Source organism: Acidaminococcus sp. HCP3S3_G9_1, from assembly GCF_052122455.1.
Taxonomy (GTDB): Bacteria; Bacillota; Negativicutes; order Acidaminococcales; family Acidaminococcaceae; genus Acidaminococcus.
This window is the reverse complement of sequence record NZ_JBQKCH010000003.1, coordinates 77,904-92,684: the sequence shown is the minus strand read 5'-3', so window position 1 is coordinate 92,684 and position 14,781 is coordinate 77,904. Positions and strand designations below refer to the sequence as shown.

Genomic DNA, 14,781 nt, shown 5'->3' with positions numbered 1-14,781 from the left:
GGTGATGGCCATGACTTCCCCCTTCTGGTTCTTTTTGCTGTTCTGCCTGGCTCTGCCTGGAGCTTTGGGAGAAGGGGCCCCGGTGGACCCTTCCCAGGCTGACCCTCCCGAACAGGAGGAAAAGCGGACAGCCCCCTGGCTGGAGCTCCACGGAGACTACCGATATCTCTACGGCAAAGGCCGGTTTGCCGCCCGGACCCCCGCCAACCTGAAAAAAAGCCGCTGGCCCCGGAGGGACCAGGATGTATTCCTGCTCCAGCGGCGGCTGCGGCTGTTCCCGGTGGTCCACACCAGCCAGGAGACCCAGCTGAAATTCATGATCGAAGACAAACGGAACGACAAGGACCATACCCAGGACCATCACCCCTCCCTCTCTCGTGCTTATCTCCAGCACGAAAATGACCACACCAAATGGGAGCTGGGCCGGTTCAACCTGTATCTCATGGATGGGAACGTGATCGACAAACGGGTGGACGGGATCCGCACCAGCTTTGGGAAAAAGACGGACCCCGCCGGACGGACCACATTGTTTGCGGGCCAGACCACCGGAGACGACAACCTCCATCGGAAAACCGGCTGGTTCATCCAGGGAGAAAAACAATGGCGAAAACTGAACTTCCGGTCCGCCTTCCTGGATTTCCGCAACCGCCAGGACCAGCCTGCCAGCCTGCCCGCTCTCCAGGCTTTTGGTCTGGAACCGGAATCCAGCGGCAAAGGCTTTGACCGGCAGCAGATCTGGACCACTCGTTTGGAATACCAGCCCCGGGACCGATGGCTCTTCGACCTGGAACTGCTGGGGTCCAAAGGCTCCCATGGACAGGATGGATACCAGGAAAAGAAAACCGGCTTTGTGGCTGCGGTGACCTATGGGGAACTGGATGAACGGAAGGGCGGCACCTGGGAAACCTGGCTCCGGTACTATGACCAGCCCCAGTCCAGCATCCTGTACCATACCATGGACGGGGATACGGGATTTTTCCAGCGTCAGGGGTTTCGGGGCTGGGGCATCCGGATGGATTATGTGGTAGTCCCCGGCCTGGTCTGGGCCCTGGAAGGATTCCGGCTCCAGAACAAAAAAACAGGACCCTTCACCCGGGATTTCCGGGAGTGGGTCCTGGGGACCAGCGTGACAGCGTATTTTTAACCAAACCCTTCTTTGAGCCCCGCATAGTTCTCATAGCTGTCCCGCAGCATATGGATGACCTGGGCGGGGTCTTTTTGCAGCCAGTCCTGCCGCTTTTCCGGCATGATGGTGAACCAGGCCGGAGCTCTCAGGAGATTGTTCAGGGATCTGTACAACTGCTGTTCGGGGATTTTCTTCAGTTTCCCGGTCTCTGGCTGTACCTCATAGCCCTGTTCCCTGCCCTCTCCTTCGGCATTGACCAGGATTTCCAGCTGCCCGTTCCAGTCCATATCCAGCACCGCAAGGTTCACCATGCCCTCCCATCTGGGGACCCGGTCCCACTGTTCCCGGTTGGCCAGAAGGATCTGGAGCTGGTACCGAAGAGCACCGGGGGCCAGGGGCCGGGGTTCAGAGACACCGCCGGGCCACTCATGTCTGTGGGGAAGGTCCCGTTCACAGGCCAGAGCCGGAGCTGCTCCCAACAACAGAACGAGCAGTCCCCAGGCGGCACGTTTTTTAATGGATCCATCCATTGTTCCCCCTCCCTTCTTCGGCTCTCTTTACCTTTCAACCATCTGGCTCACGGTTCCTCCTGCCAGGTCCATATCATTGATCCTTCCCTGGACATTCTTGAAGGTACAGTCGATCAGTTCCAGCCGGGACTGGGCCACGGCGAAAAGGGGGAGATTGGTGCTGGTGTCTTTGAACAGGGTCTGGATGATCTTCATATCCCTGCACTCGATGGCATTGATCAGGCCATAGGTGCAGCTGCGGATCACACTGTCCCGGAGGGTAACGCTTTCACAGCCCAGGGCTTCGTACCCATAGGTCCCGCACCCGTACAGGTCCAGATTTTCCAGCCTTGCGTCCTGCACCAGATCCAGTTTCAGTACGGCTCCGCTGCAGCGGCCAGCCTGCAGGGAATGGCCGACCCGGAGATGGGCCAGCCGGAAGTTCTGACAGTTCCGGAAATGCAGCACCGGAGTATAGGGATCCTCTGTTACGATTTCTGCCGTGATCTTCTCCGTATCCTGGCCCCGGATGGTGAGATCCTGGAATCCGGCCAGCTCCAGGTCCTCATAGGCCATATACAAGCCTGGAGGGCTGAGGGGATTCCATGGGAATCTGTGGATCACCTGCTCCGCAGCGGTGCTGGCCAGCCAGGTGGACAGGTTGTAGCGGCCTGGTGCCAGGATGACTTCCGTATGGTCATCCAGGGCCTCCATCATTTCCTGTACATTGTGGACCAGGACGGTTTTCCGGGGAGCAGCAAAACCCCCGGCCGTCAACCCCAGAACCAGGACCAGACACAGCAGCAGAGCCCGTATCAGGTCCGTCCATAATTTACCGATCCGTTTCATCAACTGTCACCTCCCTATTCCTCCCGCACCACCAGGCTGCCGTCTTCTCCGCTGAGCTGGAGGATCTTCCGATGATACCCCTTCCGGTCGTAATAGGACAGGCCGGTGGCCCGGGCCGTCCCTTCCAGATTTATGGGGTAGTTGTATCGGGTACCCGGTTCCAGGTTCCCCAATGGTTCATCCGTTTCCACCTGCCAGGTCACCTGACCGCTGTCACTGACCTCTGCCACCTGGAGGGTGAGCAGGTGCACATCTTCCAGGGTCTCTCTGGGAATCACCGCCAGCAGGGGTTCTCTGAACTCGCCGGGCTGAATCAGGGAAAATTCCACGCTCCCTTTGCCCCACCAGGCCAGGGACTGCCAGGACAGCGTTTCCACCTTGCCCATCCGTTCTTTCTGAAGTTCGAAGAACTGCCCCGGTGTCATGGCCTGTTTCTTCGACAGGGCTCTGTCCGGGACTCCATGGTTGTTCCAGTACACTTCCTCCTTCTCCTCAACCGGGTCCCAGTTGGTGAAGGTACAGCTTTCGCACACCAGGTTCCCGTCCCCGTCGAGATGGTACTCGCCCAGGATGGAAAGCCCCGCGCCTCCGGCTCCCTGGTTCAGGAACCGCCCGTTTCCCAGATAATACCAGGCGTCCCGGTACCAGCCGCTGAACACCCGGTGGGGCCGGCCCTCCCGGAGGGTGAACAGGTTGGTGATCCTGTTGTCCTGGCCCGTCAGCAGTTCCGGCTCCCCGTTCCCGTTGCAGTCCAGCAGCTGGTACTTCACCTGTTCCAGCCCCTGGGCCGGGGACAGTTCCCGGATTCCCTCCCAGACAGCCACCAGGTCCTCCCGGTCCTCTCCATAAGAGTCAGGGTCTCTGCCTCCCTGGATCATATCATACAGGGTGTCCAGTTCCCGGCCATAGATTCCTTCTCCGCTGGAAGCTCCTGCCAGGACCGGCAGACCAGTAAGAAAAGCCATGAGGCACAGACAGGCCAGCGGCCTCCAAATGTCCTTTCTTTCCATGGCTCCTCCTTTTCAGAACTTTCCGCCGCCGCCCCCATGATCCTCATCGGTACTGTCGGCCTTGGCGTTTTCGCGGCTCTTCTTCGGCTTACGATGGACCGTCATGTACAGGTAGTTGTCCGCATTTTCTTCCAGCTGGAAGCTGTCCCGGTCCAGATAGACCCCGGCTTCCAGAGCCGGCATCACATTGTTCATCTGGCCGATGAGGATCCGGCGCACCAGGAATCCGATGCCCAGGGACACCGCCGCCCCAATGGCCAGGGCCAGGGGATTGAAGGCGTCGGCCGGATCATAGGGTTTGCCTTCTTTCTGGTAGTAGGCCAGCAGTTCATCCGTCCCTTTGGCAAACTGGCCGAAGGCTTTCGGATAGTTGTTCTTTTTCAGGGCCGGCAGGAATTTTCCGCTGAGGGCCTTGATGCCGGCTTTGTCGGTGATCATTTTCCGCATGCCGTTGTCGGTGGAAATGTACCAGTCCCGTTCCTTCATGGACAGGAGCAGTACCATATTCCCCTTGAGCCTGCTGTCTTTGATCTTGTCCAGCAGTACATTGGCGAACTCTCCGGTTTTTACGCCTCCGGTGCTTTTCACCGTGACCACCGCCAGCCGTACCTGATATTTCTGGTTCACCTGGTCCAGGGACTGCTGGAGGACTTTCTCTTCCTGGGGCCGCAGGAGATCAGCCTGATCCAGCACCAGGGCAGAGGCTGCCGATGCGGAAACGGCCATGCCCACCAGAAGCACCAGGAGTGCCAGGATGCGCAGTAACTTCTTCATGATGACCTCCTTACGTCAGAAACATCTTTGCCACAAAATACAGCGCCGGTGTGAGGATGGCCGCCACAGCCCCCATGATCATCAGGGATTTCTGGTTGTCATAGGGCAGTGTCCCCACCATCTTCCCGGTCTGTCCGTTCATCATAAAGGTGTAGGGTTTGTCCTGATACCGGGTGGTCAGGATCCACACCGGAGCCAGGGCATAGGCCACCTGGTCTTCTTCCTTCCGGACCACGCTGTCCTTGAGGATGGTCCGGTCATAGCCCCTGGCCTTGACGGTTTCTTCCAGCACCCCTACGGCGGACCGTTCCACCCGTTCATCGGCCCGGGGCACGGAAGCTTCCGCATCCACATCGTATTTATCCGCCAGGAAACCGGTGAGATAGGCCGGGCTGAAGGGCACCATCTGGGAATAATCGAAGGGTTCGATGCTTTCCATGTAGGTATCGTCCATTTTGCTGGACCCATCCACCGGAATCTTGTGGAAACTCATCCGGCCGCTGCGGATGCACTGGAACACCCGGGTTTCCGTAATGATCTCATCGCTGGTTTCCATCACATTGTCGTCTTCCCCCTGGAAGTCGGCACTGGCATGGATCTTGGAATCAAAGAGCCAGAAGGGCACGTACATGGGCTGGATGTCCTGGATCCGGTTGTTGGCCGTAAAGGCCGCCGGCAGCAGGCGCTTGCCCTTGTAGAATTCCTTCAGGGCCGCCACTGCATCTTCTTTGGTCTTTTGGAAGGGGATCACGTAATCCGGCTTCAGCATGCCGCTGAACCGGTTGGGAAGCATGGTGGGATTCCCGCAGTAGCAGCATTCGGTAGCCAGGGTGTTTTCGTCACAGACGATTTCCGCCCCGCAGGCGGAACAGGTGAAGGCTTTCAGGATGGCAGCTTCTTCCGTGCTCCATTCCTTGCCCGCCATTTCCGTATTCCAGCGTTCTTCTTTGGCCTCCTGGGCCGCTGCCGCCCGTTCCTGCTGCCGGGCAAAGAGGGCTTCCATCTGTGCCACGTCCAGTTTGGTATCGCAGTAGGGGCAGACCACCTGGCTTGCCCCCGGCTGGAATTCCAGGGGCCCGCCGCAGTTGGGACACTTGTAGGCAACAGAGGTATCGGTCATTTTCACTCACCTCCTGTTTCAGGTCTTGTCGTTGTCGTCAAAAGGATCTCCGCACTGGGGGCAGAATTTCGGGGGATGATGGGGATCGGGGGGCTGCCAGCCGCATTTGTCACAGCGGTACAGCGGTGCATCCTCCGGTTTTTTGGCTCCGCAGTTCATGCAGAATTTTCCCTGGTTCACCGTGCCGCAGCCGGGGCAGGTCCATCCCTGGGGCTGGGCTTCCGGTTTGGGAGCGCCGCATTCCATACAGAACTTCCCGGTATTCCCTTTGTGGCCGCAGGCGCAGTCCCAGGTCCCTGCCGGTTCCGGCTTTTTGGCGCCGCAGGCCATGCAGAACTTCCCGGTATTGCCCTTCTGGCCGCAGCTGCAGTCCCAGCCATTGGGAGCCGCCGCTCCTGGGGCAAACCCATTGGGCTGACGTGGTGCTTCTGCCGGCGGTGGGGCCGGCTGCTGGGCCGCCGCCTGGCCTGCCAGGGCCTGGAACATGTTCGCCCCGGCATTCCCTGCCATATTCATGCCCATGAACCCGAAGGCGGCTCCGGCGTTCTGGTTTCCTGCCGCTATCCTCATGGAATCGGTGCTGGAATCCACCACGGCCCCCATGGCTATCCGGGGATCGCTGCCCATGGTCATGCCCATCTGGACCTTCTGGATCTTTTCTTCATCCGCTTCATTGGCTTTGATATTGCTGATCCCGAAGGAAACGATTTCAATACCCCGGAGGTCCCGCCATTTTTTGCTCAGGACATCGTTGAGGGCTTCCGCCAGTTCAAAGGTATGGGCCATGATTTCCGTGTAGTCGATCCGCTGAGCGCTGAGCTGGGCAAAAGCCGGTGCCAGGGCCATGAGCAGTTCGCTTTTCATCTGGCTGTCCAGGGTTTCCCTGCGGTATTCGTCGAAATCGTTCCCGGCCACGTGGGTATAGAACAGGATGGGGTCCGTGATCCGGTAGCTGTATTCTCCGAAGCACCGGAGCCGGATGGTCAGCACCTGGCCAGTGGTGTCATCCTTCACCTTGAAGGGGATTTCGCTGGGAGTCCCGTATTTGTTCCCGATCAGTTCCTTGGTATTGAAATAGTATACCCGCTGATCCTTACCGGTATCCCCGCCGAAGGTGAACCGTTTCCCCATCTGTTTGAAGATTTCCTTCACATTGTCTTTCAGGTCTCCGGTAAAGATGGACGGTTCGGTGCTTTTGTCGTAGGTGTATTCCCCCGGTTCTGCACACAGATCCACCACCTTGCCGTTTTCCACTATCATCATGCACTGGCCGTTGTTCACAGCGATCCGGGATCCGTTGCTGATGATGTTGTCGTCGCCCTGGTTGGAGCTCCGGCTCCCGGTCCGTTTCTGGCCTTTCATCATCAGGATGTCCGGTGCCATCTGGCAGTAGAAAAACTCTTTCCATTGATCGGCCAGCACGCCGCCTACAGCGCCCATCCCTGCTTTGATCAGTCCCATAATTTACCTCTCTTTCTTCAATCCGTTCCTATTTTCCATATCTTCTACACTCTTCCCTCTTTTCTCCCCTACAGATCCATCCGGTACAGTTTGGCTTCGCCTTTCTCCCGGCTGATCCGGCGGTAGATCAGGATGGAATCGTTTTTCATGGGGGTGAGGATTTCCATGGTCAGTTTGGGTTCTGTCTTGAATTTCCCCAACAGCTTTCCATCCTTCTTGCGGTAAATCCAGTAGATGCCGCCTTCTTGTCCCAGCACCACCCGGTGCTCGGTGACCACGTACCCACGGCCTTCTTTGGTAAGAGGTCCCTCAAAGGACTGGATCAGCTGTCCGTCCTGCAGACTGTACTGCCGGACCACATTTTGATTTTCACCCTTGTCGTTTTTCATATACCCCATCAGGTATAATCCGTCCTTGTCCGCCCATTGTTTCTTGATGTTCAGTCCAGCCTTCCTTATCGCCTCTACGGTAAGGAGTTCCTTCCCCTTGGTAAGGGTCCCTTTGTCCAGGATCCCGGTCCAGTAGTCCCATTTTTGGGTAAAGACCACATCCTTCCCCTGATCGATGGGAATCAGAGTCGTGCCGGTGAAATCGGTGGGCACCATGGTCTTTCCGTCGTAATAATGCCAATAGGAAGCTTCATTTTTCTTTTCACGACTTTTATAATCCCCTTGTTTGTGCCAGTCATAGACAGTTCCGTTGGATACCACCAGTTTGTCCCGCCAGTAGGCCCGTTCATCCAGCACCTTCAGGTCACTGAGCGTCTCATCCTTGAAACTGACAGACCGGAGTTTGGTCCGGTATGTTTCGTCCTTGTTGTCGAAGCCGAAGAAGTAAATCCGGTCCCCGTCCACCGCCAGGGTGTCCGTCCACAGGATCTGGTCCTTGAAGGTCAGCCCGGTATATTCATAGATGTTCACCGTCCGGCCGTCTACTTTAAAACTGGATGCCACCGGGGTGCTGATTTTCTTCCGCACCGGCAGGTCGGCGTTGGGGTCTTCAGGGGTTCCTCCGCCCCCGTTTCCCCCACCGCAGCCGGATGCCAGGACACACAGGGTCAATGCTCCCAACAGAATTTGTTTCCATGTCTTTTTCATAGTATGCTCCTTTCTCCAGATATCCGTTCGTTCTCTTTCTGCTTTTATTGTACAGAATTTTCAGAAGGAACACACTGTACTAAAGTACAGGTTTTGGTAAAAAAGAAGTCAGACCCAGCCCCTTAAGGGCCGGGTCTGACTTCTTATTTCCTATTTACTTGAATCCGTCCCTGTCCTTCCGGCTTCCGATAGGCTTCGCTGACGCCCTGTTTCTGGACGTAATCAGCCAGGATTTCCACGTCGGACAGGCCCGGTTCCGCTACCAGGGTGGTGTCCCGAAACATGGTATAGCCGTTGCCGCCGTCACTGAGGATGTAGCTGGTCCCGGCCACCAGATAGTCTTCCGCCGGATCCAGGGGTTTGCCGCCGATCATCACCTGGCGGACCCTCCGTTCCCCTTCCACCCGGGCGAAATTTCCCTGGTCATCCAGTTTCACCGGCGAGGGGATGGCCGGATCGTAGACAAAGGTCAGCCCGGATACCTGGAGGAACCCGCCGTTTTCTTCCGGCGCATGGGATACACTCAGTTCCAGGGCATCCAGCAGCTGCTGGCCGGAAACGCTCCGGAGCACCGCCTGGTTCCCAAAGGGGAACAGTGTCAGAAGGGTCTTCCGGGTCCAGGCGCCCCGAGGCAGACCGGAACGGAAGGAGCCCCCGTTGATCAGGGCCGCATCCGCCTTGAAACAGGTCCGGAAAGCATCTGCGGCAAAATCCCCCAGATTGGTTTCCTTCTGGCGCACGGCCCGCTGGCCCTCCAGGGAATCCACCAGTTCTACAGAGGATTCTCCCACCTTCTGGGACAGAACCTTGTCCACTTTAGCCAGTTCTTTCCGTACCAGTGTCTCCACTTTGGGATCCGGTGCCGGCAGATTTCGGATCAGTTCGCCCCGGATGGTACCGTCATCTTCGATGACCATGCGTCCCAGGGTTTGGAGCTTGGTCCCGGTCTGGGCCACCGGGATCATTTTGCCCTTCCGGTCCGGGTAATACACTTCGTACTGTTCGTGGGAATGGCCGTCGATGAGCCCATCCACTCCCGTTACATGGGCCAGGAGCGCCCGGCTGCTCCACACGGGGATGGAGCCGTCGCTGCCCAGATGAGATACCAGGATCACCGTATCCGCCCCTTGTTCCCGGGCTTCCTCTACGGTATCCTGGACCTGTCTGTAAAGCTTTACCCCTTCCTTGTCCTCGCAGAACCCATAGATGAAACGGCCTTTCCCGTCCTGGAAGAACCGGGGCGTGGACGAAACCAGGGTACCGGGGGTGGTGACCCCGATAAGCGCCACCTTCCGTTCTTTAAAGGGAAAGATCCGGTAGGGCGCCAGCACCGGTTTCCCCGTATCCCGCCGGACGAAGTTGCAGCTGGTATACCCACACTTCAGCTTTTGGGCCAGGGACAGGAAATTGTCCATACCATAGTCGAATTCATGGTTGCCGGGAATGGCGAAATCATACCCGGCAGCGTTCAGGATCCGGACCATGGCCCGGCCGTCGGTGAGCTTCCCCAAAGGTTCCCCCTGGATGGCGTCCCCGGCGTCCAGGAGCAGGGTCTGGGGATTTTCCGCTTTCTGCTGCTTTTTATAGGCCGCCACCCGGGCCAGGGTGAGATTTTTGTCCACCCCGCAGTGGATGTCGTTGGTGTGGAGCAGCACCACCTGGGCCCAGGCCTGGAGGGGCATCAAAAGAGCCAGGAGAGCCGCAGAGGCACCGGCCCGGAAAAGTTTTTTGCGGTTGGTCATAGTTTTCTCCTTTTGGTTACAGCCGGTCGAAGACTTTTTCCACCATGGGCCACAGCCGGTCCTGGTCCACGGCAAAGACGATCCGGGCCTTCTGGGTCCCTTCCGGTCCGAAGCCCCGGTAGGCCATGGTATCTCCATAGCCCGGTCCCACCTGGTCATTCACATCCACCGGCAGGGTTTCTTCCCGGGTGATCACCTGGGGATCGATGACCACCGCAGCAGCCAGCACATCCCAGACATAACTGGAAAAGCCCGGATCCTGCTGGAACAGAGGTCCGGCCCAGTACTCCTTCCACATGGTGCGGGCCCAGGGCTGGGTAATTTTCCCTGTAAGCCGCTGGTATTCCTGCCGGCTCAATTTGGCCGTGTTGCACACATCCAAAGGCAGGAACACCTGTTCCGTCCAGGGTGCCCGGTACACTTTCCGGGCGGATTCCGGGTCGATCCACACATTGAATTCTCCATGGGGCATCACATTGCCTTCCACCATGAAGGCTCCGGCCATGTACACCACCCGTTTCACCAGCCCGGCAATGGCCGGATCCCGGTCCAGGGCCGCCGCCAGGTTGGCTCCGCTGCCAATGGCCACCAGGGTCACCTGACCGGGATTATTCCGGATGGTCCGCACAATGAAGTCTGCCGCCCTTTCCTTCCGGGGCTCCAGTTCCGGTTCCCGGTGGTACCGTTCCCGGTATACCTGCTGCCAGGAAGCCGGACGGGGATAGCCGGCGGCTCCTTTATGGCTGTCGAAATTCTGTCCGTACAGGCGTTTTTCTTCCGCCATATGGGCAAACCGGTCTTTCCGGGTGGGTTCATTCACCCCCATGAACACCGGGATATCCTTCCGTCCCATCCCTTCCAACTGACGGATGGCCGCTGCGGTGCCGGTTTCCACCCAGGTGTTCCCAAAGACGATGGTCACCCCTTCCAACTGGATGTTGGGGGCCTGGGCCAGCATCATCATGGCCACCCCGTCATCCAGCAGTTCCACCATATCCGTATCCAGGATCACCTTTTCCTTCTCAGCCGCCAGCCCCCGCCCCAAAGGGGCCAGGACCGCAAGCGCCAGGATCCCCACAATACGAAAGAATTTTCTGAAATCATTCTGTATCTTCATTATCTTCACCTCCTGTCTCCAGTATACCGGAAGAAGGAGATTTCCGCACTGTACTAAAGTACAGGGTTGAGAAAAATGGAGGGGTTTTGCACAAAAAGTACAACACCCCTCCATTTTGTCAGCTTGTTGCCCTTGTTCAAAGCCAGTTTACTGGCTTCCTTCGGCAGTTGACAGTTGACTGCTGACAGGGTCTGTTGCCCCAGCAACAGACCTACTCCCTCCCCGCATACCCTTTCTCTGCCGCTTCCACAGCCAGTCCCACCAGGCTTTTGTGGCCGGTTTTGCTGAGCATGTTGCTGATGTGGAAGCTGACGGTCCGGCGGGTCAGCTGCAGCCGGTCGGCGATTTCCTGATAGCTCAGGTTCTGGCAGACCAGGTGCAGGATCTGGATTTCCCGCTGGGTCAGGGTGGCGTTGTAAAATCCAAAGGTGGTCCGTTCCTGTACATCCGGGAACAGATGCTCCCCCTCCATGGTACGGTGGATGCAGTCCACGAACTGGTCTGCAGCACTTTCTTTGTAGATGAAACTGTCCGCCCCCGCCTCCTGGGCCAGTTCCACAAAATGCACATCCTGGAAACCGGTCATGATGATGACTTTGATCTGGGGAAAATGCTTTTTGATCTTCCGGGTACATTCGATCCCGCTGGTCTTCCCTTCCATGCAGATATCCATCAGTACCACATGGGGCTTCAGCCGGCCGCAGGCTGTTTCCACCATTTCCGAAAAGGGCAGCTGCCCCACCACCTCCAGGTCTTCATACGGTTCCAGCAGCCTGGCCAGCCCATCCAGCAGGATTTTCTGGTCATCCACCAGCAGAATACGGATCATCGTTCGTCCCTTCCTTTTCTTCCATCCCAAAACGGATTTTCAGTATAAAATGAGGGGTCCCGGAAACGTCCAGTTTCCCGCCCCGGCTTTCCACTTTTTCCCGGATCCCGGTAAGCCCGCCTCCTGCCTGGACGGGTCCGGTGCAGCCCAGTCCATTGTCCTGGATCAGAAGGTTTTCTTCGTCCAGGACCAGAGCCACCTGGCTGGCCCGCCCATGGCAGACGGCATTGGTCAGGGCTTCCCGGATGATCTGCACATACAGTTCCCCTTTCCATTCCTCCTCCGGCAGATTTCCCCGCACGGTGACCAGTACCCCCAGCTTCCGGTACACAGAAACCAGTTCAGCCAGCCGCACCTGGGGTTTCACCCGGATTTCCTGCCGCACATCAGAAAGCATATTGACCAAAAGGGGCATGATTCGCTGGTAATCGGCGAAATCCCTGTTGTTCAGCACCTGCTGGAGCAGGCTGATCCGCATCCCCATCAGGTCATGGATCCGGATCCGGATTTCCCGGAGGGTTTCCCGGCTCTGGATTTCCTGGACATGCTGGAGCAGTTCCTTCAGCTCAGCATTTTTCTGCTGCAGCTGCCGGTTCTGCTGGTCCAGGGACTGGTTCAGCCGCTGGAGTTCCGTGACATCACTGGCAGTCAGCTGCCAGTGGGACTGCCCCTGGAAATAGATCTTGACCCGCTGGAACAGCAGCCAGCGGCCGTCCGGCAGCCGGAAAAGCAGCCCTCTGCCCTGGTTTTCCCGATGCAGCCCGGGCCTGCGGACTTCCTGGAGCAGGTGCCACAGCATATTGCCGTTCCGGATCCCCACCCCCAGGACACTTTCCGTATACCGGAACAGGGCCCGGTTCATCAGCACCGGTTCGCCGCTAGCCAGCGAGATCAGGACCCCTTCCTCTAAAGAATCAATGGCTTCCTGGATGGAATACTCCGTGATCTGCATCCGTTTTTCCTGGATGGTTTCCGGCAGGAGATCCAGGGACCGCACCAGAAAAAGCCCCAGGGCCAGGCCCATCTCCCAGGGATAGCTCCCGTCGAAAAAGGGCAGGATCGCCATTCCGGCCAGGCACAGGGACAGACACCTGATTGAATCTCCCTGCTGCCACAGGGCCAGCACCAGGAGACTGCCGCCAAGGACCAGACGGAACCCCGTACCATAGGGCTCTTCCCGACCCAGCTGGATATCCTGGATCAGATCGCTTTCCAGGAGGATCAGGAGGACCAGGATCACCCCTTCCAGCGCTTTCCGGCGGCGAAACCGGAACCGGGGAAGGGGCTGGAGGAAATAGATCAGGAGGCTCTGGCTCATCAGCCCCACAAAGCCCAGCAGCACCAGCACCCGGTGGAACAGAGGTCCCAGCTTTACAAAATCTACCATGATCCGTCCCCCTTCTGGTGCTGAAGAACCAGACTGCTCCCGTATTCCAGTTCCCGGCAGAACAGGCCCCTGCCATAACGAGATTGATGCTGCGCCACAAATTCCCGGACCCAGGGCCGGGGATCCCAGAGCAGGGACAGCTCCCATCCCTTCTCACTTTCTTTGAAGCAGCAGATCTGGGAACTTTCCCCCTGGCGCACCGCCTCTTCCGAAGCCTCCTCCAGCAGCTGGAAGAAAGCCAGGGACGTTGTCACCGGCAGCTGCCCCTCCAGACGATCGTCCACCAGCGTCTTCAGTCCGGTCCGTTCCAGGTAATGGCAGAGTTCCCGGACCGCCAGCTGCAGTTCCCGGACCGGCAGGCTGTTGTCTTCCCGTCCCCGGAGCAGCAGGACACATTCTTTCTTCAAATAACAAGCCAGCACATTGAGCCGTGCCACCATCTGCCGGGTGCCCTCTCCTGGTTGGGCCTGCTCCAGGGCCCGGGCATACTGCAGGAAAAGGGGCCCTTTGCTCTGGAGTATGCCCTCCACTTCCTCATAAATCCGTTGCCGGGTCTGCTGATGGATCCGTTCCCGCCGGATCTTTTCCCAGTTCCGCCGCAGCCGGTAGACCCGCTGCAGGGTCTGGGCCGTCAGTTCCAGTTTTTTCTTTTTTTGGCGCAGTTCGCCCATGTCCTGGTACCATACCACCTGTCCCCCGGAAATGGGCATGGTCCTCCGCTGCCAGTCTCCGTCCGGAGGGACGGGCAATTGTTGGCACTGGTACACCGTCCGTCCCTGCCGGTCCAGGATGGTCAGCCCCAGGCGGGAATGGAGAAAGCAGTCCCGATACTGGCTGTTCCCCGGCAGCAGCCGGGACCGGAGCAGGGCTTCCATCCAGAGGAAACCGAAAAATGCCGTCCACAGGACCAGTTCACTCCGGAAGATCCAGGAAACCCGCAGGATATAGCCGGCAATGTATCCTCCGTACAGCAGGATGACCGTAAAGGGCTGCCACAGCCTCTCCAGACTGATTTTTTCCCGGAAAGCCCTCCAGCACAGCCACCCATTGGCCAGAAGCAGCTGGGCCAGATAACTGAACAGGATCAGGTAATACACAAAGCCATAGGTATAGATATCCTGGTGGGGATTGGTACTGGGCTGGATCTGGAACACCAGCTGATGCCAGTCATTGGTCAGGGCCAGCCCGGCTAAAAGAAGGTCAACAAGCAGCAGGCCCTGGAGCCAGCGGGGAAGAGCCCTGTCTTCCGGTCTCCGGTTGCTGGCATAGCTGATCCAGACCACCAGAAAAGCCAGCAGCCCCATGCAGGGATAATAGCCGTACCAGAGCAGGCGGGCCAGGGCAGCCCAGCCGGTAATCAGGGTCAGCCGCAGCAGCCGGATGGTCAGCCAGACCAGCCACACCCAGATGCTCCAGCCCACCGCCTCCCGGGCCCCCAGCTGGAAGATCCGTTCCCGGAGGGACCCACCCCACAGGATCACCCCGATCATTATGATCAGATACAATACAGGCAGAGGAATGCCAAACCGGGGTTCCTGCAGGAACGGCAGGAGCTCTGTCATTTCCTGTAAAAATTGCTCCATGGTCCCCTCCCTCCTGTCAAGCTAAGTGATTAGCATGACTTTTTCCTCATTATACCATGAAGGAAAGGGAAAGAAAAAGGGACTGCTGCCTGCGGTATGCGGCAACCAGTTTTTGCAGCATATTCAAAAATTTGCCTGCAAATTCAACATTTGGCTCCAGCCTTCAGGCTCCAGACT

The 14,781-nt window shown here is 58.0% G+C and carries 13 protein-coding genes; 1 reads left to right on the top strand and 12 read right to left on the bottom strand.

Features of this window, described 5'->3' with window-relative positions; all coding sequences use genetic code 11:
• The first annotated feature begins 4 nt into the window (after nucleotides 1-4).
• Complete coding sequence (locus ACTQY1_RS03015) at nucleotides 5-1,144, top strand: hypothetical protein (RefSeq protein ID WP_441373777.1); 1,140 nt, start codon at nucleotides 5-7, stop codon at nucleotides 1,142-1,144.
• Here ACTQY1_RS03015 and ACTQY1_RS03010 read toward each other — a convergent pair.
• The 12 genes from ACTQY1_RS03010 to ACTQY1_RS02955 form a co-directional block, all read right to left on the bottom strand.
• A complete protein-coding gene (locus ACTQY1_RS03010; RefSeq protein ID WP_022488108.1) occupies nucleotides 1,141-1,656 on the bottom strand; it encodes a hypothetical protein in 516 nt (171 codons plus the stop codon). The genes ACTQY1_RS03015 and ACTQY1_RS03010 overlap by 4 nt on opposite strands.
• A gap of 27 nt (nucleotides 1,657-1,683) precedes the next feature.
• Nucleotides 1,684-2,484 carry a hypothetical protein gene (locus tag ACTQY1_RS03005; RefSeq protein WP_022488109.1) on the bottom strand — a complete coding sequence of 267 codons (801 nt, stop codon included), beginning with the start codon at nucleotides 2,482-2,484 and terminating at the stop codon, nucleotides 1,684-1,686.
• A 14-nt stretch (nucleotides 2,485-2,498) separates the two neighbouring features.
• Nucleotides 2,499-3,494: a hypothetical protein gene (locus tag ACTQY1_RS03000; protein ID WP_288310121.1), complete on the bottom strand. Its 996-nt coding sequence runs from the start codon at nucleotides 3,492-3,494 to the stop codon at nucleotides 2,499-2,501.
• 12 nt (nucleotides 3,495-3,506) lie between these two features.
• Nucleotides 3,507-4,268 (bottom strand): TPM domain-containing protein, encoded by a 762-nt coding sequence (locus ACTQY1_RS02995; protein ID WP_022488111.1) that lies wholly within the window; start codon nucleotides 4,266-4,268, stop codon nucleotides 3,507-3,509.
• A 10-nt stretch (nucleotides 4,269-4,278) separates the two neighbouring features.
• Complete coding sequence (locus ACTQY1_RS02990; RefSeq protein ID WP_022488112.1) at nucleotides 4,279-5,388, bottom strand: TFIIB-type zinc ribbon-containing protein; 1,110 nt, start codon at nucleotides 5,386-5,388, stop codon at nucleotides 4,279-4,281.
• Nucleotides 5,389-5,406: 18 nt separating this feature from the next.
• The gene (locus ACTQY1_RS02985; protein WP_154488170.1) at nucleotides 5,407-6,849 is read right to left on the bottom strand and encodes an SPFH domain-containing protein; all 1,443 of its coding nucleotides are present in this window, start codon (nucleotides 6,847-6,849) and stop codon (nucleotides 5,407-5,409) included.
• A gap of 68 nt (nucleotides 6,850-6,917) precedes the next feature.
• Nucleotides 6,918-7,946, bottom strand: a complete 1,029-nt coding sequence (locus ACTQY1_RS02980; protein ID WP_154488171.1) for a hypothetical protein — start codon at nucleotides 7,944-7,946, stop codon at nucleotides 6,918-6,920.
• 143 nt (nucleotides 7,947-8,089) lie between these two features.
• Entirely contained in the window at nucleotides 8,090-9,688 is a 1,599-nt protein-coding gene (locus tag ACTQY1_RS02975; RefSeq protein ID WP_022487609.1) for a bifunctional metallophosphatase/5'-nucleotidase, read from the bottom strand.
• A 16-nt stretch (nucleotides 9,689-9,704) separates the two neighbouring features.
• Nucleotides 9,705-10,805, bottom strand: coding sequence for a nucleoside hydrolase (locus tag ACTQY1_RS02970; RefSeq protein ID WP_022487608.1), 1,101 nt, complete (start codon nucleotides 10,803-10,805; stop codon nucleotides 9,705-9,707).
• A gap of 211 nt (nucleotides 10,806-11,016) precedes the next feature.
• Nucleotides 11,017-11,634, bottom strand: coding sequence for a response regulator transcription factor (locus ACTQY1_RS02965; protein ID WP_012938209.1), 618 nt, complete (start codon nucleotides 11,632-11,634; stop codon nucleotides 11,017-11,019).
• On the bottom strand, nucleotides 11,609-13,021 hold the full coding sequence (locus ACTQY1_RS02960) for a sensor histidine kinase (protein ID WP_303225037.1): 1,413 nt from the start codon (nucleotides 13,019-13,021) through the stop codon (nucleotides 11,609-11,611). Before ACTQY1_RS02960 ends, ACTQY1_RS02965 begins: the two co-directional genes overlap by 26 nt.
• Complete coding sequence (locus ACTQY1_RS02955) at nucleotides 13,015-14,604, bottom strand: hypothetical protein (protein WP_022487605.1); 1,590 nt, start codon at nucleotides 14,602-14,604, stop codon at nucleotides 13,015-13,017. Before ACTQY1_RS02955 ends, ACTQY1_RS02960 begins: the two co-directional genes overlap by 7 nt.
• Nucleotides 14,605-14,781: the final 177 nt, after the last annotated feature.